This window comes from Streptomyces sp. NPDC050535 (assembly GCF_044457665.1).
GTDB lineage: Bacteria > Actinomycetota > Actinomycetes > Streptomycetales > Streptomycetaceae > Streptomyces.
The window spans coordinates 396,887-416,312 of sequence record NZ_JBITHE010000006.1 but is presented as its reverse complement, the minus strand read 5'-3'; the positions used below and the strand labels follow the sequence as shown (position 1 = coordinate 416,312).

Genomic DNA, 19,426 nt, shown 5'->3' with positions numbered 1-19,426 from the left:
TCTCGCAGGCATCATGTGGAGGAGGCGCTGTGAGCAGCGACCCGTGGGGCCGCGTCGACGAGACGGGGACCGTGTACGTGCGTACGGCCGACGGCGAGCAGGTCGTCGGCTCCTGGCAGGCCGGTTCGCCTGATGAGGCGCTGGCCTACTTCGAGCGCAAGTACGAAGGCCTGGTTGTCGAGATCGGCCTCCTCGAGAAGCGAGTCAAGACCACCGACCTGTCGGCGAAGGACGCCCAGACCGCTGTCGACCATCTGCGCGAGCAGGTGGACGCGCATCACGCGGTCGGTGACCTGGCCGCGCTGGGTCAGCGGCTGGACAAGCTCGTCGAGACGGTCGACGCCCGCCGTGAGGAGCGCAAGGTCCAGCGGGCCAAGCAGTCCGACGAGGCGCGGCACGCCAAGGAGGCGCTGGTCGTCGAGGCCGAGGAACTGGCGCAGAGCGACCAGTGGCGGGCCGCGGGTGAGCGGCTGCGCGCCCTTGTGGACACCTGGAAGGGGCTGCCGCGGCTCGACCGCAAGTCGGACGACGAGCTGTGGCACCGCTTCTCGCACGCGCGCTCGGCGTTCTCCAAGCGCCGCAAGGCGCACTTCGCCTCGCTGGACGCGCAGCGCGAGGACGCCCGCAAGACCAAGGAGAAGCTGGTCGCGGAGGCCGAGGGGCTGTCCGCCTCGACGGACTGGGGTCCGACGGCGGCGCGCTACCGCGAGCTGATGACGGACTGGAAGGCCGCGGGCCGTGCCCAGCGGGAGCACGAGGACGATCTGTGGAACCGCTTCCGCGGCGCCCAGGACGTCTTCTTCGCGGCCCGCAGCTCGGTCTTCGCCGAGCGGGACGCCGAGCAGACGGAGAACCTGAAGCTCAAGGAGGAGCTGGCCGAGGAGGCCGAGAAGCTCGTCCCGGTGCGGGATCTGAAGACGGCCCGCGCCGCCTTCCGTTCCCTCAACGAGCGCTGGGAGGCCATCGGCCACGTGCCGCGCGACTCCCGTCCCAAGGTCGAGGGCCGGATGCAGGCGGTGGAGCGGGCGCTCCAGGAGTCGGAGGAGAACGAGTGGCGCCGGACGAACCCGGAGGCACGCGCGCGTGCCGAGGGTCTCACCGGTCAGCTCCAGGCCGCCGTGGACAAGCTCCAGGGCCAGATCGAGACGGCTCGCTCCGCGGGCAACACCGCGAAGGCCGACAAGCTCCAGAGGGAGCTCGACGGCCGTCAGGCACTGCTCGACCAGGCGCTGAAGGGTCTTCAGGAGTTCGGCGGCTGAGGCACTGAGGCCGGACCACCGGGCCTTGGGCGGCCGGTCCTCCGCTTCTACGTAGAGGGGCTCCCGTACATCGCGTACGGGAGCCCCTCTACGTGGTGCCGGTCGGCTACGGCCTGCGGGCCGAGGTGACGCGGTACACGTCGTAGACGCCCTCGACTCCCCTGACCGCCTTCAGGACGTGTCCCAGGTGCTTCGGGTCGCCCATCTCGAAGGTGAAGCGGGATGTGGCGACCCGGTCGCGGGAGGTCTGGACGGCCGCCGACAGGATGTTGACGTGCTGGTCCGACAGAACGCGCGTGACGTCCGAGAGGAGCCGGGAGCGGTCAAGCGCCTCGACCTGTATGGCGACCAGGAAGACCGAGGACTGGGTGGGCGCCCACTCGACCTCGAGGATGCGCTCCGGTTCGCGGGACAGCGACTCGATGTTGACGCAGTCGTTGCGGTGCACGGAGACGCCGCTGCCGCGGGTGACGAAGCCGATGATGGGGTCGCCCGGTACGGGTGTGCAACAGCGCGCGAGCTTGACCCACACGTCGTCGACACCCTTGACGACCACACCGGGGTCGGCGTTGGAACGGCGCTTGCGGCCGCGGCCGTTGGGCGACGGGACGCTCTCGTCGATCTCCTCGGTGGCCGCCTCCTCGCCGCCGAGGGCCTGCACCAGCTTCTGCACGACGCTCTGCGCGGCGACATGGCCCTCGCCGATCGCCGCGTACAGGGACGAGATGTCGGGGTAGCGCATCTCATGCGCCAGCGTCACCAGCGAGTCGCCGGTGAGAATGCGCTGGATCGGCAGGTTCTGTTTGCGCATCGCGCGGGCGATCGCGTCCTTGCCCTGCTCGATCGCCTCGTCGCGGCGCTCCTTGGAGAACCAGGCGCGGATCTTATTGCGGGCGCGCGGGGACTTGACGAAGCCGAGCCAGTCGCGGGAGGGGCCCGCGCCGGCCGCCTTGGAGGTGAAGACCTCCACCAGGTCGCCGTTGTCCAGGGTCGATTCGAGCGGGACCAGGCGTCCGTTGACGCGTGCCCCTATCGTGCGGTGGCCGACCTCCGTGTGCACCGCGTACGCGAAGTCCACCGGGGTCGCCCCCGCCGGAAGCGCTATCACGTCGCCCTTGGGCGTGAAGACGAAGACCTCGTTGCGGGACAGGTCGAAGCGGAGGGACTCGAGGAACTCGCTGGGGTCCTCGGTCTCCTTCTGCCAGTCGAGCAACTGGCGCAGCCACGCCATGTCGTTGACGCCGTCCTTGTCCCTGCCCAGGGCCTTGGGCGCGTCGGTGCGCACCTTGGAGGCACCGGCGGAGGGCTCCTGCTTGTACTTCCAGTGCGCGGCGATGCCGTACTCGGCACGGCGGTGCATGTCGAACGTACGGATCTGCAGCTCGACGGGCTTGCCGTTGGGGCCGATCACCGTGGTGTGCAGCGACTGGTACATGTTGAACTTGGGCATCGCGATGTAGTCCTTGAACCGGCCGGGGACCGGGTTCCACCGCGCGTGCACCGTGCCGAGTGCCGCGTAGCAGTCGCGGACGGTGTCGACCAGGACACGGATGCCCACCAGGTCGTAGATCTCCGCGAAGTCACGGCCGCGGACGATCATCTTCTGGTAGACGCTGTAGTAGTGCTTCGGGCGGCCGGTGACGGTCGCCTTGATGCGGGCCGCGCGCAGGTCGGACTGGACCTCGTCGGTCACTATGGCGAGGTACTCGTCGCGCTTGGGGGCGCGCTCGGCGACCAGCCGCACGATCTCGTCGTACATCTTGGGGTAGAGGATCGCGAAGGCGAGGTCCTCCAGCTCCCACTTGATGGTGTTCATGCCCAGCCGGTGGGCGAGCGGCGCGTAGATCTCGAGGGTCTCGCGCGCCTTCTTCTCCTGCTTCTCGCGCTTGAGATAGCGCATGGTGCGCATGTTGTGCAGGCGGTCGGCGAGCTTGATGACCAGGACGCGGGGGTCCTTGGCCATGGCGACGACCATCTTGCGCACGGTCTCGGCCTGCGCGGCCTCGCCGAACTTGACCTTGTCGAGCTTGGTGACGCCGTCGACGAGGAGGGCGACCTGGTCGCCGAAGTCCTTGCGGAGGGTGTCGAGGCCGTACTCCGTGTCCTCGACCGTGTCGTGGAGGAGCCCCGCCATCAGCGTGGCCGGGTCCATGCCGAGCTCGGCGAGGATCGTGGTGACGGCGAGCGGGTGCGTGATGTACGGGTCGCCGCTCTTGCGCTTCTGGCCGCGGTGCCAGCGCTCGGCGACCTGGTAGGCGTTCTCGACCTGGCGGAGCGTCGCCGTCTCGATCTTCGGGTCGTTGCTGCGCACTGTCCGCAGCAACGGCTCCAGAACCGGGTTGTACGTATTGGAGCGCTGCACGCCGAGGCGCGCGAGGCGGGCGCGCACGCGGTTGGAGGAGCCACCGCCGGTGCGGGCGGGCTGGCCGGCCGCCGTCGCCGGACGGACCACCGGGGCGCTCGCCGGGCGCTCGGCCTCGGGGGTGGCCGGCTTGGGGCGTGGCTCCTCGGCCGCCTTGTCGTCCGGAGCGGACTGGGCGTGCTCGACCGGCCCGTGGGCGGCGTCCTCCGCGGGCGTCGCCACAGGGCCCGAGGTCGGTTCGGGCTTGGCGGCGATCAGTGGCTGGGCCTCGTCTGGCAAGAGGGCTCCTCGTGCGCGTTCCGGGTCCTCCGGTCAGGCTCCGGACCCCCATGGTAGCGATCCTGGGCTTCGGACTCTCTTTCGGCCGGTGGGACGGCTTCGTACAGGAGGAACACGAGAGGCGGGCGCCGGATTCCTCCGGGCCCGCCTCCGCGGTGTCCTACGGGTGTCCCAGGCCTGTCCTGAGGCCTTCCTCGCGGTGGCTCAGAGCTTGAGCAGCGACTCCAGGGGAGCGCCCGCGAGTGCCGGCTCCAGACGGCCGCGGCCGCCGAGGAACCCGAGCTCCATCAGCACGGCGACGCCCGCGACCTCGGCGCCCGCCCGGCGGATGAGCTGGAGCGAGGCCTCGGCGGTGCCGCCGGTGGCGAGGACGTCGTCGATGACCATGACGCGGTCGCCCGCGGTCAGGTCCTCGGCGTGCACCTCGATCTCGGCGGAGCCGTACTCCAGGTCGTACGCCTGGCTCAGGGTCGCTCCGGGGAGCTTGCCCGCCTTGCGCACGGGGATGAAGCCGAGCCCGGCGCGGACGGCCGCGGGGGCGCCGAGGATGAAGCCGCGGGCCTCCAGTCCGACGATCTTCGTGGCGCCGTGCCGCAGGCTGAGCTCCGCCAGGGCGTCGGTGAGCGCCGTGAAGGCGCCCGGGTCGGCCAGCAGCGGGGTGATGTCCTTGAACACCACACCCGGCTGCGGATAGTCGGGGACGTCGCGGATGCGGCTGAGCAGCAGCTCCTCGATGCCCGTCATCGGCGCTTCCCCGAGGGACGGCCACGGCCGCGGTTGCGGGACGCGGGCTGGTTGCGCGGGCCGACGACCGCCGGGGCGGCGTCCTCCGCCTCGTCGTCGTAGATCTCCTCGGCGACCGGTTCCTCCACGGTCTCGCCCTTCGCGGCGGCCTGCGCGCGCTTGGCGAGTACGCGCTTCCTGAGGGCCTTCATCTGCGGCTCGCGCTCCTTGAGGTCGGCGACGAGCGGCGTGGCGATGAAGATCGAGGAGTACGCACCGGCCGCGAGGCCGACGAACAGCGACAGCGAGATGTCGTTGAGCATGCCCGCGCCGAGGACTCCGCCACCGATGAACAGCAGCGCGGCGACCGGCAGGAGCGCCACCACGGTGGTGTTGATAGAGCGGACCAGCGTGCCGTTGATCGAGCGGTCGGCGACATCGCTGTAGGTCCAGCGGGTCTGCTTGGTGATGTCCTTCGTCTGCTCCTTGAGGCTGTCGAAGACGACGACCGTGTCGTAGAGCGAGTAACCGAGGATCGTGAGCAGACCGATCACCGTGCCCGGGGTGACCTCGAAGCCGACCAGGGCGTAGACGCCGACCGTGATCGTGATGTCGTGGATCAGGGCGACGAGCGCGGCGATGGCCATCCGCCACTCGAAGGCGATCGCCAGGTAGATCACGACGAGGACCATGAAGATCCCCAGACCCTGCCAGGCCTTGTTGGCGACCTCCTCACCCCAGCTGGGGCCGACCAGGTCGGCCGCGATCTTCTCGGAGTCGACGTTCAGGTCCTTGGCGAGAGCGGTCTTGATCTCGTCGGACTTGGCGGTGTCGATGTCGGCGATCTGGATGCGCAGGCCGCCGTTGCCCAGCTTCTGGACGATCGCGTCGTGACCGGAGGCCTCTTCCGCGTACGTCTCGGCCTGGCTGACCGAGGCGCTGGTCTTCTCGGTGGTGAAGACGGCTCCGCCGCGGAACTCGATGCCCATGTTCAGGCCGCTGACCGTCAGGCCGAGGATGGCCGTGATGGTGATCAGGATCGAGACGCCGTACCAGATCTTGCGCTTGCCGACGAAGTCGTAGCCGATCTCACCGCGGTGGAGCCGGGCGCCGAGGGTGCCGAGCTTCGACATCTCACGCCTCCTTCGTGTCGACGGGGGCGGAGGGACGACGGGGGCGACGCAGCGGCGGCTTGGCGCCCAGTCGCTTCGGGTCGAGGCCGGACCAGGTGTGACCGCTCGCGAAGAACTGCTTGCGGGCCAGGATCGTCATCAGTGGCTTGGTGAAGAAGAAGACGACGACCACGTCGAGCAGCGTCGTCAGACCGAGCGTGAACGCGAAGCCCTGGACCTTGCCGACGGTGACGATGAAGAGCACCGCGGCGGCGAGGAACGACACGAAGTCGGAGACCAGGATGGTGCGCCGGGCGCGCGGCCAGGCACGCTCGACGGCCGGGCGCAGCGAGCGCCCTTCGCGGATCTCGTCCCGGATGCGTTCGAAGAACACGATGAACGAGTCCGCCGTGATGCCGATCGCGACGATCGCTCCACAGACCGCCGGCAGGTTCAGGGCGAATCCGATGGCGGGACCGAGCAGCGACATGATCACGTACGTGAGGGCGGCGGAGACCAGCAGCGAGGCGATGGCGATGAGCGACAGGCCCCGGTAGTAGACCACCAGGTAGATGACGACCAGGGCCAGGCCGATCGCACCCGCGATCAGACCGGCGTGCAGCTGCTCGCCACCGAGCGCGGCGGTCACCGTGGTGACGCTCGACTCGGTGAAGGTCAGCGGCAGGGCGCCGTACTTCAGCATGTTCGCCAGGTCCTGCGCCTCGGTCTGGTCGAAGGTGCCGGAGATCTCCGCACTGCCGCCGGTCAGCGCCTGGCTGACGTACGGGTCGGAGACGACCTCGCCGTCCAGGACGATGGCGAACTGGTTCTGCGGGGTGGTGTTCTGCGCGAGCGTGCCGGTGATCTCGGCGAACTTCTTGGAGCCACCGGACGTGAAGTCCATGGTGACCTTCCAGCCCGCGGCACCCTGGGTGTCGAAGACCGCGGCGGCCGACTTGATGTCCGTACCCGACACGGCGGCCGGGCCGAGGACGTACTTCTGCCACTGGCCCGAGGCGTTCTGACCGCAGGCCACGGTGGAGTCGGTGGGCTTGGCGCCGTCACCGGCGGTGGCGCGGGCCGCCTTGTCGGTGCAGTCCAGGGCGGTGTACTCGGCCTGGAGCTTCGCGGTCGCGGCGTCGACGCTGGCGCTCGCGGAGGGCGAGGCACTGGCCGAAGGGCTGGTGGAGCTGCTCGCCGAAGGCGTGGGCGTGGTGTCGGCCTTCAGGGCGTCGGTGACGGCGCGGCCCTGGGAGGTGGCGGTGGCCGACGGCGTGGCGGAGGTCGCCTTGTCGGTGGCTTCCTGGGAGGCGCTGCTCGAAGGACTGCTCGAGGCGCTGCCGGAGGCACTCGACGACGGGCTGGCCGACGCGTCCGCCCCGGAGACCTCGGTGGTCAGGACCGGACGGAAGTAGAGCTTGGCGGTGGTGCCGACCTGCTCCCGGGCCTGCTCGGAGTTCGTGCCCTTGGGGATGTTGACGATGATGTTCTTGTCGCCCTGGGTCTGGACCTCTGCCTCGGAGACGCCAAGACCGTTGACACGGCGGTTCATGATGTCGACCGCAGTGTCCATGTTGGTCTTGTTGATCGCGTTGGGCTGGCCCGGTTCGTTCTTCGCCGTGAGCGTGATGCTCGTGCCGCCGGCGAGGTCGATACCGAGACGTGGAGTGGTGTGCCCGGAGAGGAACATCCCCCCGGTGAGCGCCACGATGGCGATCAGGATGAGGGCCAGCGAGCGCCCCGGCCTGCTCTGGGCGCTCGCGCTCCGGCCCTTCTTCGGTGCTGCCACCTTCTCGTACTCCCTCTCGGGCCGCCTCACGCCGGGTGAGCGCGCGGGCGGCCATGACATGGTGTCGCGATTCCGTGCGAGGACCGCACATCCCCTCGGCGGCGGGGCGCGAGCGGATCGCGCCGCGGCCTGGGGGTGTGCCTACTTCGCGTCGGGCTCGCCGTCGGTCTTCTTCGGCTCTGCTTCGGCGGCCTTGGCCTCGGTGGGCTCGTCGGCCTTCGCGGCGACGGGCTTGTCGGCCGGCTCGTCCACGGCGTCCTTCTTGCCGAGGTCGATGGGCTTGTCGTCGGAAGCGTCGGAAGATGCGTCGGCGGCGGGCTCGTCGGACTCGGTGAGGGAGGAGGCGTCGTCCGGGACGACGGAGACATCGGACTTCAGGTCGTGCTCGATACCGTGGACGATCCGGTTGTACTCGTCGTCGGTCAGGACGGCACCGATGGAGTTCTTGGCGAAGACGAGGTCGACGCCCGGGGCCGCGTCAAGGAGGACCGTCTCCTCGTTGACCTCCTTCACCGTCGCGTACAAGCCGCCGATCGTGCGGACGCCGGTGCCGGGCTGCATGTCATTGCGCATCTGCGCGGCCGCCGACTGCTTGCGCTTGGCCGAGCGGGTCATCAGGAACATCGCCCCGATGAGCACGATGAACGGGAGGAGGGTCACGAGACTCACGGGTCGGAACTTCCTTCAGTCGACCGCGATGGTGAGCGGCCTGTTGGATGGGGGTGTGCACCGCCGACAAGGGCGGCATCGGCGGAGTCTAAGCGAGTCCGCACTCATGGAACAACGCTCAGCATGGCACCGGGGTTCCTGCCCCGGCAGTACCCTGCCCCACTTCGGCCGGGCTCGGCCGGGGGGACCCCCGTCGTCACGCCCCGAACAGGTCCGGTTGTCCGTTTCCGCCGGTCGCCCGGCGGGGTGGGGTGAGTCCGAGATGTGCCCAGGCGGCCGGTGTGGCCACCCGGCCGCGGGGGGTACGGGCGAGCAGTCCCTCCCGTACGAGGAAGGGCTCGGCGACCTCTTCCACGGTCTCACGCTCCTCCCCCACCGCGACCGCGAGCGTGGAGAGGCCGACCGGACCGCCGCCGAAGAGCTTGAGCAGGGCTTCGAGCACGCCGCGGTCCAGGCGGTCCAGGCCGCGCGCGTCCACCTCGTACACGGCGAGGGCCGCGCAGGCGATGTCCTTCGTGATGACGCCGTCGGCCTTGACCTGCGCGTAGTCGCGCACACGGCGCAGCAGGCGGTTGGAGATTCGGGGCGTGCCCCTGGAGCGGCCGGCGATCTCTGCGGCGCCCGCGGTGTCGATCTCGACGTCGAGCAGGTTCGCCGAGCGGTGGATGACCCGCTCCAGCTCGGCGGGTTCGTAGAACTCCATGTGCGCGGTGAAGCCGAAGCGGTCGCGCAGCGGCGGGGGCAGCAGTCCCGCGCGTGTGGTGGCGCCGACCAGGGTGAAGGGCGGCAGTTCGAGGGGGATGGCGGTGGCGCCGGGGCCCTTGCCGACGATGACGTCGACGCGGAAGTCCTCCATCGCCATGTAGAGCATCTCCTCGGCGGGCCGGGACATGCGGTGGATCTCGTCGAGGAACAGCACCTCGCCCTCCTGGAGCGAGGAGAGGATCGCGGCGAGGTCTCCGGCGTGCTGGATGGCGGGGCCGCTGGTGATGCGGATGGGAGCTTCCATCTCGGCCGCGATGATCATCGACAGGGTGGTCTTGCCGAGTCCGGGGGCACCCGAGAGGAGCACGTGGTCGGCGGTGGCGCCGCGCGCGCGTGCGGCACGCAGAACCAGGTCGAGCTGCTCGCGGACCTTCTCCTGGCCGATGAACTCCCCCAGGTCCTTGGGGCGCAGCGCGGCCTCGACCGCCTGGTCCTCGCGGTCGGCGGACGCTCCGACGAGCCGCTCGTCGGCGGCTTCGTCGGTCGGGTCGTCCCAGTTCACTGAAGTTCTCCTCGGAGGGGGCGCGCCGGGTGGCTCTCGCCGGCCGGGGTCCGGTGGCTGTCCCCCGGACAGACACAGCATCGCGTGTGCCTCGCGTTGTGGTGGGGCCGGCGGTTCAGCGAGTGCGGTTGAGGGTCTGGAGGGCGGCCTTCAGCAGTGGGCCCACCTGAGGTGTGCCCTCGGCGGCCTCGGCCTGCGGAGCGACCGCGGAGACCGCTTCGTCGGCCTCGCGCGTCGCGTACCCGAGGCCGATCAGCGCGGCGTGCAGCTGATCGCGCCAGCCGGTGCTGACGGGAGCGCCGATTCCGGTGCCGGTGCCGACGGGGGCGCCGAGCCGGTCCTTGAACTCCAGCAGCAGCTTCTGGGCACCCTTCTTGCCGATGCCGGGGACGGCCATGAGCGCCTTCTCGTCACCGACGGACACCGCGCGGCGCAGGGCGTCCGGCGTGTGCACGGCGAGCATCGCCTGCGCGAGCCGGGGGCCGACGCCGCTCGCGGTCTGGAGCAGCTCGAAGGTCCCCCGCTCGTCGTCGTCCACGAAGCCGTACAGGGTCAGCGAGTCCTCGCGTACGACCAGGGAGGTGGCGAGCTTGGCCGACTGTCCCAGACGGAGTCCGGAGAGCGTGTTGGGCGTGCACTGGACGGCGATGCCGATGCCGCCGACCTCGAGGACCGCCGAGTCGGGGGCGAGGGCGGCGACCGGGCCGCTGACGAAGGCGATCATGCGGTACGGCCTTTCGATGCGGGTGGTGATGCGGAGGGGGATACCGGGTGCGCCGCCTGTTTCGACGCGTGCAGGGCGTGGGCCTGCTCCAGCCGGTTGCGCGCGACGGCCTGCTGGAGCCGGTTCTGCGCGGGCGCGCGCCAGATGTGGCAGATGGCGAGGGCGAGGGCGTCCGCGGCGTCGGCGGGCTTGGGCGGCGCGTCGAGCCGCAGCAGGCGCGTGACCATCGCCCCGACCTGGGCCTTGTCCGCGCGGCCGTGGCCGGTGACGGCCGCCTTGACCTCGCTCGGGGTGTGCAGGGCGACGGGGATGCCGCGCCGGGCTGCGCAGAGCATGGCGACCGCGCTGGCCTGGGCGGTGCCCATCACCGTACGGACGTTGTGCTGGCTGAACACCCGCTCCACGGCGACGAACTGGGGCTTGTACTCGTCGAGCCACCGCTCGATGCCCTGCTCGATGGCGACGAGGCGCAGTCCCAACTCGGCGTCCGCCGGGGTGCGTACGACTCCGACGCCGCGCATGGTGAGGGGCCGCCCCGCGACACCTTCGACCACACCGACTCCGCACCGCGTCAGCCCGGGGTCAACGCCCAGTACCAGCACCCCGGCCCCCCTTTGCGGCTGGACCGCCGCCGCTCTCGCGGAGGTGGCCGGTCACCGTAGTCGTCGCTCGATGGCCGCGGTCCGTGGACGGCGATCATCATCTGTCGTCGCCAGGCTATCCGCTGCCACCGACAACGACGGCGGGCCGGTGGGACGTGTCCCGCCGGCCCGCCGAGATCCAGGCCCTAGGCGTCGACCTTCGCCATGACCTCGTCGCTCACGTCGAAGTTGGCGAAGACGTTCTGCACGTCGTCGCTGTCCTCGAGGGTGTCGATCAGCTTGAAGATCTTCCGGGCGCCCTCTTCGTCGAGCTCGACCTGCATGGTCGGGACGAAGTTCGCCTCGGCGGAGTCGTAGTCGATGTCCGCCTCCTGGAGCGCGGTGCGCACCGCGACCAGGTCGGTGGCCTCGGAGATGACCTCGTAGGAGTCACCGAGGTCGTTGACCTCCTCCGCGCCGGCGTCGAGTACGGCGCCCAGGACGTCGTCCTCGCTCAGCTCGCCCTTGGGGACGATCACGACGCCCTTGCGGTGGAAGAGGTACGAGACGGAGCCCGGGTCGGCCATGTTGCCGCCGTTGCGCGTCATGGCGACGCGGACGTCCGAGGCTGCGCGGTTGCGGTTGTCGGTGAGGCACTCGATGAGCACCGCGACACCGTTCGGGCCGTACCCCTCGTACATGATCGTCTCGTAGTCGGCGCCACCGGCTTCGAGACCGGCGCCGCGCTTGACCGCGGAGTCGATGTTCTTGTTCGGAACCGAGCTCTTCTTGGCCTTCTGGATGGCGTCGAACAGCGTCGGGTTACCGGACACGTCGGCGCCGCCCGTGCGGGCCGCCACCTCGATGTTCTTGATCATCTTCGCGAAGAGCTTGCCGCGTTTGGCGTCGATCACGGCCTTCTTGTGCTTCGTCGTAGCCCATTTAGAGTGGCCGGACATCTGCCTGTCTCCTTCGCGTAACCCATCCCGTACGAACTCCCCCGGGCTTTCGGCGTCCGAGGAGATCCCCAGATCCTACAAGGACCCGGGCATCCGGTTCGCGCGCACCATGTCGACGAACAGACCGTGCACGCGGTGGTCGCCGGTCAGTTCGGGGTGGAACGACGTGGCGAGGGCGTTGCCCTGGCGTACGGCGACGATGTGGCCCTCGTGCTCGGCGAGCACCTCGGTCCCGGCGCCCACGGACTCGACCCAGGGGGCACGGATGAAGACGCCCTCCACGGGACCGTCCTCGACGCCGGTGACGTCGACCGCCGCCTCGAAGGACTCGTTCTGACGGCCGAAGGCGTTGCGGCGCACGATCATGTCGATGCCGCCGATGGTCTCCTGGTCCGAGCGGGGGTCGAGGATCTTGTCGGCGAGCATGATCATGCCGGCGCAGGTGCCGTATACCGGCAGTCCGTCCCGCACGCGCGCGCGGAGGGGTTCCATCAGGCCGAACAGGACGGCCAGCTTGGAGATGGTGGTGGACTCGCCGCCGGGGATGACCAGACCCCCGACCTCGGCGAGTTCCTCGGGGCGCCGCACCGGCCTGGCCACGGCGTCGGCCGCGGCCAGGGCGATCAGGTGCTCCCGTACGTCGCCCTGGAGAGCCAGGACGCCTATGACAGGAGTGCTCATGGGTGACTACCAGCCACGGTTCGCGTAGCGCTCGGACTCGGGGAGGGTGTCGCAGTTGATGCCGACCATGGCCTCGCCCAGGTTGCGCGACGCGTCCGCGATGATCTTCGGGTCGTCGTAGAAGGTGGTGGCCTTCACGATGGCGGCGGCGCGCTTGGCCGGGTCGCCGGACTTGAAGATGCCGGAGCCGACGAAGACGCCCTCGGCGCCGAGCTGGCGCATCAGCGCGGCGTCGGCGGGGGTCGCGACACCACCGGCGGAGAACAGCACGACCGGCAGCTTGCCGAGCTCGGCGACCTCCCTGACGATCTCGTACGGGGCGCGCAGCTCCTTGGCGGCGGCGTACAGCTCGTTGTTGTCGTAGCCGCGCAGCCTGGCGATCTCGTTCTTGATCTGGCGCAGGTGGCGGACCGCCTCGACGACGTTGCCGGTGCCGGCCTCGCCCTTGGAGCGGATCATGGCGGCGCCCTCGGCTATGCGGCGCAGGGCCTCGCCCAGGTTGGTGGCGCCGCACACGAAGGGGGTCGTGAACGCCCACTTGTCGGAGTGGTTGACCTCGTCCGCCGGGGTGAGGACCTCGGACTCGTCGATGTAGTCGACGCCGAGGGACTGGAGCACCTGGGCCTCGACGAAGTGGCCGATGCGCGACTTGGCCATGACCGGGATCGAGACCGCCTCGATGATCTCCTCGATCATGGTCGGGTCCGACATGCGCGCCACGCCGCCGTCCTTGCGGATGTCGGCGGGGACGCGCTCCAGGGCCATGACGGCGACGGCGCCCGCGTCCTCGGCGATCTTCGCCTGTTCGGCGTTGACCACATCCATGATCACGCCCCCCTTGAGCTGCTCGGCCATACCGCGCTTCACGCGCGCGGTGCCGGTCGCAGTGGTTTCAGTGGGCTGTGCGGAGCTGGAGAGCGTGCTGGACACGGGTAGACCTCACTCGGTGAAAGAGGGTTTCTGCATCACCGAGGAAACGCGAGTGGACCAGGCCACAGCAAGGGCCACTGGGGAGGCGGTGGCTCGTTTTCCGTCGCCGGCGGGGCGAAGGAACCCACGCTCAGCTCGTCGGACGGTCCGCGAGCGCCACCGGCGGCTCGTCGTCCATCTCGAAGGCCAGCGGAAACGGCGCGTGCCCGGCCAGCCGGACCCAGCGGACGGCGCGGTGCCGGCGCAGCGCCCGGGCGGCCCGTACGGCGTCGTTGTGGAAGCGCCGGGCCATCGGCACCCGGCGCACCGCCTGGGCCAGCTCTCCGGCTGCCTCCTCGCCCCCGGGCGCGGCTCGCACCGCCTCGACCTGCTGCACTTCCCCGAACACGGCCCGCAGCGCCTGGCTCAGCTCGCTCTCGGCCACCTCGCGCTGTTCCTCCTCGGCCTGCCGGGCCGCGTGCGCGGCCTCGTACAGGACGATCGACGCGGCCGGATCGAGCACCCCGGAGGTGGCCAGCTCCTGGGCGACCGAGGCCCGGCGCAGGAGTTGCGCGTCGAGGGCGGCGCGGGCCGCGTCGATCCGGGAGTGCAGCCGGTCGAGCCGCCCCGCGGTCCAGCTCAGGTAGAGGCCGACCGCGACGAGGGCGACGAGGATCCAGATGAGGGTTGGGGTCACGGGCGCAAAGGCTACCTGTGCGCGGGCCCCGCTCTTCGGGCGCCCGGACCTGGGCGGTCGGAAAAGCGAACTGCCTTCCCGCGCGCGGGAGATGACGACTCGCCCTCGCGCGCGGGTGGACGACTCGCCCGCTCCCGCTCAGCTGCCGCCGCTCAGTCCCTCGCCAGCCCGAACCGCGCCCGCAGCCCGGTCCGTTCGTCGGCGGCCACCGCCGCCGCCCCGTCCGTCACCGTCTCGTACACGGACAGGATGTCCGCCCCCACGGTCGACCAGTCGAACCGCCGCACGTGCGCACTCCCCCGCTCGCGCAGCTCCGCGCGGCGCGCGGGATCACCGAGCAGCCGTACGGCGGAGGCGGCCAGCGCGTCCGCGTCCTCGTTGGCGAACAGCTCGCCGGCCGCGCCCTTGTCCAGCACCTGTGTGAACGCGTCGAGGTCGGAGGCGAGCACCGGCGCCCCCGCGGACAGGGCCTCCACCAGGATGATCCCGAAGCTCTCGCCGCCGGTGTTGGGTGCCACGTACACGTCGATGCTGCGCAGGAAGCGTGCCTTGTCCTCGTCGCTGACCATGCCGAGGAACTCGACGCGCGAACGCATCTCCTCCGGCAGGTTCTCGACGGCCTCTTCCTGGTCGCCGCGCCCCGCGACCAGGAGCCGGGTCCGCGGGCGCTCGGCCAGGATCTTCGGCAGGGCCTTCATGAGGACCGGCAGTCCCTTGCGGGGCTCGTCGATGCGTCCTATGAAGCCGAGGGTGTCGCCCTGCCACTCGGCCTTGGGCTCGGCGCGGGCGAAGAAGTCGACGTCGACGCCGTTCGGGATGACGACGGCGTCGCCGCCCAGGTGCTCGACGAGGGTGCGGCGCGCGTACTCGCTCACCGCGATCCGCGCGCGGATCTTCTCCAGTGCGGGCTGCAGGATCGGGTACGCGGCGATCATCGCCCGGGAGCGCGGGTTGGAGGTGTGGAAGGTGGCGACGATCGGGCCCTGCGCCGCCCAGCACGCCAGCAGACCCAGCGACGGCGAGGCCGGTTCGTGGATGTGGATCACGTCGAAGGTGCCGTCGTGCAGCCAGCGCCGTACCCGGGCCGCCGACAGGAAGCCGAAGTTCAGCCGGGCCACCGAGCCGTTGTAGGGCACCGGAACCGCTCGCCCCGCCGAGACGGCGTACGGCGGCAGGGGGGTCTCGTCGTCCGCGGGAGCGAGGACGGACACCTCGTGTCCGAGGCGGATGAGGTGCTCGGCCAGGTCACGGATGTGGAACTGGACGCCGCCCGGCACATCCCAGGAGTACGGGCAGACGATGCCGATCCTCACGGGGACCCCTTCTCTGGATACTGCCGGGGACCCTGGTCGGGGCCCTTCTGGGGATCCCTCTCGGGATCGAGGTCCTTGAGCCACAAGCGCTGGAGCATGTGCCAGTCCTCCGGATGGTCGGCGATCCCGGTGGCGAAGGCGTCGGCCAGCGCCTGTGTCATGACAGACGTCTTCTCGGCCCGGCTGCCTGTCCCGGGGACCTCGACGGGGGGATGGACACGGCCGCGCATCACGGGCGAGTCGTCGTACCAGAGCGTCGCGGGCAGGAGCAGGGCGCCGGTCTGCTGGGCCAGCAGGGCCGGTCCGGCCGGCATCCGGGTCGCCTCGCCGAAGAACTCGACCTCGACGCCGGACGCGGACAGATCGCGCTCGGCGACCAGGCAGACCAGACCGCCGTCGCGCAGCCGCCTGGCCAGCGTGCCGAACGCCGTGCCGCCGCTGTGCGGCAGGACCTCCATGCCGAGGCCTTCGCGGTAGGCGACGAAACGGTCGTACAGCGACTCGGGCTTGAGCCGCTCGGCGACCGTGGTGAAAGGGGTGTCGAGCGCGGTGGTGACCCAGGCGCCGGCGAGATCCCAGTTGCCCGTGTGGGGCAGCGCCAGGATCACGCCCTTGCCGGAGGCGATCCCGTCGGTGAGGAGGTGCACGTCCTGCACCTCGACGCCTGTCGTCACGCGCTCCTCGCTCCACGCCGGAAGCCGGAAGGACTCCATCCAGTAGCGCAGGTAGGAGCGCATGCCCGCCCTGGAGAGCTCGGCGAGCCGCTCCGGGGTCGCGTCGGGCAGCACGCGCGCGTAGTTGCTCTCCAGGCGCTGTACGCCCTTGCCGCGCTTCTTCCAGGCGATGTCCGCGACGGTCCGGCCCAGTCGCACGGCGACCGGCTCGGGGAGCTTCTTGACGGTGCTCCAGCCGAGCGCGTACGCCCCGTCCGTCAGCCGGTCCTTCAGACCGCTCACGAGGAGGTCCCGGTGCTCTGCGCCGCGGCCTCGGCGTCCGCCTCGGCGGACTCCCTGCGCACCGTGACCACCCGCTGGATCAGCGTGACGAAGCTGCCGACGGCGACGACCCACAGAGCGATGGGCAGCAGTACGTCGATGCCTGGGATCCCGAACTTGTGCATGCCCGCGAGACCCGCCGCGACCAGCGAGATCACCAGGCGCTCGGCACGCTCGATCAGTCCGTTGACCGCTACCGGCAGGCCGATCGACTCACCGCGGGCCTTGGTGTACGAGACCACCTGGCCGCTGGCCAGGCAGAAGATCGAGACGGCGCACAGCGCGTTGTTGTCGCCGCTGCCCGCGTACCAGAGCGCGAAGCCGCCGAAGACCGCGCTGTCGGCCACCCGGTCGAGCGTGGAGTCCAGGAAGGCGCCCCAGCGGCTGGTGCGGCCGAGCTGGCGCGCCATGTTGCCGTCGACGAGGTCCGAGAACACGAACAGCGTGATGACGATCGTGCCCCAGAAGAACTCTCCCCGGGGGTAGAAGACCAGCGCGCCCGCCACCACTCCGGCCGTACCCAGGAGGGTGACCGTGTCGGGGCTTACCCCCCGGCGGATGAGAAACGCGGCGAACGGTGTGAGGACACGCGTGAAGAATGCACGCGCGTACTTGTTCAGCATGGCCTTCCCGAGGGTCGGTGTGACCGCGCGGCCCCTGCTGGCCACCGGCTGGCCCATCGTAGCCACGCGCGCGCTTGTGCGACGCTCGGGCACCCGCACCCCCGTGTCCCGGCGTGATCAAGCCGGTGCCGAGGCGCGATCACGTCCGCTGTATGGACGCACCATGACGCGAGTGGAAAGCTCGAAGGCACCGCGGGCGTCACCGGAGCCGCCCCGCACGCGGCCTCCACGTGTCCGCGCCCACAGTGACCTCACCGTGTACGGGAGGCAAGGCCATGGGCGACAAGGCGAACGCACACCCCGGAGCCGCCGGCAGGGCTACGGCGGCCGACCACCCCGCGTCCGTAAGGAATGTGGTGCTGGTCGGCCACAGCGGATCGGGCAAGACGACTCTGGTGGAGGCTCTCGCGCTGACGGCGGGAGCGGTGAACCGGGCGGGCCGCGTGGAGGACGGCGGCACCGTCTCCGACTACGACGAGATCGAGCACCGGCAGCAGCGCTCGGTGCAGCTCTCCCTGGTACCCGTCGACTGGGACGGATACAAGATCAATATTCTCGATACCCCCGGATACGCCGATTTCGTCGGCGAGTTGAGGGCCGGTCTGCGAGCCGCGGACGCGGCCCTTTTCGTCGTCTCGGCCTCGGACGGGGTGGACGGCTCGACCCGGATGGTGTGGGAGGAGTGCGCTGCCGTCGGTATGCCGAGAGCCATCGTGGTCACCCATCTCGAATCCGCCCGGGCCGACTTCGACGAGATGACGCGGATCTGCGCGGAGGCCTTCGGCGCGGACGACCCGGACGCCGTACTGCCCCTGTACCTGCCCCTGCACGGCGCGGCGGGACCGGACGGGCACGCGAGCGTGACCGGGCTGATCGGGCTGCTCTCGCAGCGCCTGTTCGACTACTCCTCCGGAGAGCGAAAGGAGGCCGAGCCCGACGCCGGTCAGCTGCCGCTCATCGAGGAGGCCCGCAACCGGCTGATCGAGGGGATCATCGCCGAGAGCGAGGACGAGACCCTCATGGACCGCTACCTCGGCGGCGAGGAGATCGATCTCGAGACGCTGGTGCAGGACCTGGAGCGGGCCGTGGCGCGCGGGGCCTTCTTCCCGGTGCTGGCCGCCGCGCCGGCCGCCGACGGAGCCCGGCAGGGTCTCGGCACCGTCGAACTCCTCGAGCTCGTCACGGGCGGTTTCCCGACCCCGCTGGAGCGCGAGGCGCCCGCGGTCACCACACCGGACGGCAGGGCGCGCGAGGTCAGCGCCTGCGACCCGGACGGGCCGCTGGTCGCCGAGGTCGTGAAGACGGCGTCCGACCCCTACGTGGGCCGGGTCTCGCTCGTGCGGGTCTTCTCCGGCACGCTGCGCCCCGACCAGACCGTGCACGTCTCCGGTCACGGCCTGTCCGACCGCGGCCATGAGGACCACGACGTCGACGAACGCGTCGGCGCCCTGTCCGCGCCGTTCGGCAAGCAGCAGCGCGCCCTCACGCACTGCATCGCGGGCGACCTGGCGTGCGTGGCGAAGCTGCACCGGGCGGAGACCGGCGACACCCTCTCGGCCAAGGACGACCCCCTGCTGATGGAGCCCTGGCAGATGCCCGACCCGCTGCTGCCGCTCGCCATCCAGGCGCACAGCAAGGCCGACGAGGACAAGCTCTCGCAGGGCCTGGGGCGACTGGTGGCCGAGGACCCCACCATGCGCCTGGAGCAGAACCAGAGCACCCATCAGGTCGTCCTGTGGTGCCTGGGCGAGGCGCACGCGGACGTCGCCCTGGAGCGGCTGCGCAACCGTTACGGCGTCCAGGTCGACGTGATTCCGTACAAGGTGTCCCTGCGGGAGACGTTCGCGGCCAGGGCCGCCGGGCGCGGGCGGCATGTGAAGCAGTCCGGCGGGCACGGCCAGTACGCGATCTGCGAGATCGAGGTGGAACCGCTGCCGAACGGCTCGGGCATCGAGTTCGTGGACAAGGTCGTCGGCGGCGCCGTGCCACGGCAGTTCATCCCGTCCGTGGAGAAGGGCGTACGCGCCCAGGCCGCCAGGGGTGTGGCCGCGGGCCATCCGCTCATCGACATCCGGATCACCCTGCTCGACGGCAAGGCTCACTCCGTGGACTCCTCCGACGCCGCGTTCCAGACCGCGGGCGCGCTCGCCCTGCGCGAGGCCGCCGGCGACGCCAGGATCCATCTCCTGGAGCCGGTGGCCGAGGTGAGCGTCATGGTCGGCGACGACTACGTGGGCGCCGTGATGAGCGACCTGTCGGGGCGGCGCGGCCGGGTAGTGGGCACCGAGCAGGCGGGCGGCGGGCGCACGCTCGTACGGGCCGAGGTACCGGAGATCGAGATCGGGCGGTACGCCGTCGACCTCCGCTCCCTCTCGCACGGCACGGCACGCTTCAGCCGCAGTTACGCGCGGCACGAGCCGATGCCGCCGCAGATCGCCGAGAGGATCCGCGAACGGGCGCGGGACACCTCGTAGTCCGGCCCTT

General features: G+C 70.6%; 17 protein-coding genes. 2 read left to right on the top strand and 15 right to left on the bottom strand.

Annotation, left to right across the window (positions count from 1 at the left end; translation table 11 throughout):
- Positions 1-29: 29 nt before the first annotated feature.
- Positions 30-1,259: a DUF349 domain-containing protein gene (locus ACIBLC_RS17325; RefSeq protein WP_399211779.1), complete on the top strand. Its 1,230-nt coding sequence runs from the start codon at positions 30-32 to the stop codon at positions 1,257-1,259.
- A 106-nt stretch (positions 1,260-1,365) separates the two neighbouring features.
- On the opposite strand, the gene ACIBLC_RS17320 is transcribed toward ACIBLC_RS17325, so the two are convergent.
- The 15 genes from ACIBLC_RS17320 to pgsA form a co-directional block, all read right to left on the bottom strand.
- Positions 1,366-3,900: a RelA/SpoT family protein gene (locus tag ACIBLC_RS17320; protein WP_399211778.1), complete on the bottom strand. Its 2,535-nt coding sequence runs from the start codon at positions 3,898-3,900 to the stop codon at positions 1,366-1,368.
- A gap of 204 nt (positions 3,901-4,104) precedes the next feature.
- Positions 4,105-4,644, bottom strand: coding sequence for an adenine phosphoribosyltransferase (locus ACIBLC_RS17315; protein WP_399211777.1), 540 nt, complete (start codon positions 4,642-4,644; stop codon positions 4,105-4,107).
- Positions 4,641-5,756, bottom strand: coding sequence for a protein translocase subunit SecF (gene secF, locus ACIBLC_RS17310; RefSeq protein ID WP_399211776.1), 1,116 nt, complete (start codon positions 5,754-5,756; stop codon positions 4,641-4,643). Before secF ends, ACIBLC_RS17315 begins: the two co-directional genes overlap by 4 nt.
- A 1-nt stretch (position 5,757) precedes the next feature.
- Positions 5,758-7,524, bottom strand: a complete 1,767-nt coding sequence (gene secD, locus ACIBLC_RS17305) for a protein translocase subunit SecD (protein WP_399211775.1) — start codon at positions 7,522-7,524, stop codon at positions 5,758-5,760.
- Between the two features lie 141 nt (positions 7,525-7,665).
- Positions 7,666-8,193 carry a preprotein translocase subunit YajC gene (yajC, locus tag ACIBLC_RS17300; RefSeq protein ID WP_399211774.1) on the bottom strand — a complete coding sequence of 176 codons (528 nt, stop codon included), beginning with the start codon at positions 8,191-8,193 and terminating at the stop codon, positions 7,666-7,668.
- Positions 8,194-8,389: 196 nt separating this feature from the next.
- The gene (gene ruvB / locus ACIBLC_RS17295; RefSeq protein ID WP_399211773.1) at positions 8,390-9,460 is read right to left on the bottom strand and encodes a Holliday junction branch migration DNA helicase RuvB; all 1,071 of its coding nucleotides are present in this window, start codon (positions 9,458-9,460) and stop codon (positions 8,390-8,392) included.
- A 115-nt stretch (positions 9,461-9,575) separates the two neighbouring features.
- Positions 9,576-10,184 (bottom strand): Holliday junction branch migration protein RuvA, encoded by a 609-nt coding sequence (ruvA, locus tag ACIBLC_RS17290; RefSeq protein ID WP_399211772.1) that lies wholly within the window; start codon positions 10,182-10,184, stop codon positions 9,576-9,578.
- Positions 10,181-10,786, bottom strand: a complete 606-nt coding sequence (ruvC, locus tag ACIBLC_RS17285; protein ID WP_399211771.1) for a crossover junction endodeoxyribonuclease RuvC — start codon at positions 10,784-10,786, stop codon at positions 10,181-10,183. The genes ruvA and ruvC overlap by 4 nt, the downstream gene beginning before the upstream one ends.
- A gap of 185 nt (positions 10,787-10,971) precedes the next feature.
- Positions 10,972-11,724 carry a YebC/PmpR family DNA-binding transcriptional regulator gene (locus ACIBLC_RS17280; protein ID WP_399211770.1) on the bottom strand — a complete coding sequence of 251 codons (753 nt, stop codon included), beginning with the start codon at positions 11,722-11,724 and terminating at the stop codon, positions 10,972-10,974.
- A gap of 75 nt (positions 11,725-11,799) precedes the next feature.
- Positions 11,800-12,405, bottom strand: coding sequence for a pyridoxal 5'-phosphate synthase glutaminase subunit PdxT (gene pdxT / locus ACIBLC_RS17275; RefSeq protein ID WP_399211769.1), 606 nt, complete (start codon positions 12,403-12,405; stop codon positions 11,800-11,802).
- Positions 12,406-12,411: 6 nt separating this feature from the next.
- On the bottom strand, positions 12,412-13,335 hold the full coding sequence (gene pdxS / locus ACIBLC_RS17270) for a pyridoxal 5'-phosphate synthase lyase subunit PdxS (RefSeq protein WP_399211768.1): 924 nt from the start codon (positions 13,333-13,335) through the stop codon (positions 12,412-12,414).
- Positions 13,336-13,465: 130 nt separating this feature from the next.
- Complete coding sequence (locus tag ACIBLC_RS17265; RefSeq protein ID WP_399211767.1) at positions 13,466-14,011, bottom strand: hypothetical protein; 546 nt, start codon at positions 14,009-14,011, stop codon at positions 13,466-13,468.
- A 152-nt stretch (positions 14,012-14,163) separates the two neighbouring features.
- Positions 14,164-15,324: a glycosyltransferase family 4 protein gene (locus tag ACIBLC_RS17260; RefSeq protein ID WP_399211766.1), complete on the bottom strand. Its 1,161-nt coding sequence runs from the start codon at positions 15,322-15,324 to the stop codon at positions 14,164-14,166.
- Entirely contained in the window at positions 15,321-16,280 is a 960-nt protein-coding gene (locus tag ACIBLC_RS17255; RefSeq protein ID WP_399211765.1) for a phosphatidylinositol mannoside acyltransferase, read from the bottom strand. The genes ACIBLC_RS17260 and ACIBLC_RS17255 overlap by 4 nt, the downstream gene beginning before the upstream one ends.
- Positions 16,277-16,999, bottom strand: coding sequence for a phosphatidylinositol phosphate synthase (pgsA, locus tag ACIBLC_RS17250; RefSeq protein ID WP_399211824.1), 723 nt, complete (start codon positions 16,997-16,999; stop codon positions 16,277-16,279). The genes ACIBLC_RS17255 and pgsA overlap by 4 nt, the downstream gene beginning before the upstream one ends.
- A 218-nt stretch (positions 17,000-17,217) precedes the next feature.
- Between pgsA and ACIBLC_RS17245 the strand changes: the two genes are divergently transcribed.
- Positions 17,218-19,416 (top strand): elongation factor G-like protein EF-G2, encoded by a 2,199-nt coding sequence (locus ACIBLC_RS17245; RefSeq protein ID WP_399211764.1) that lies wholly within the window; start codon positions 17,218-17,220, stop codon positions 19,414-19,416.
- Positions 19,417-19,426: the final 10 nt, after the last annotated feature.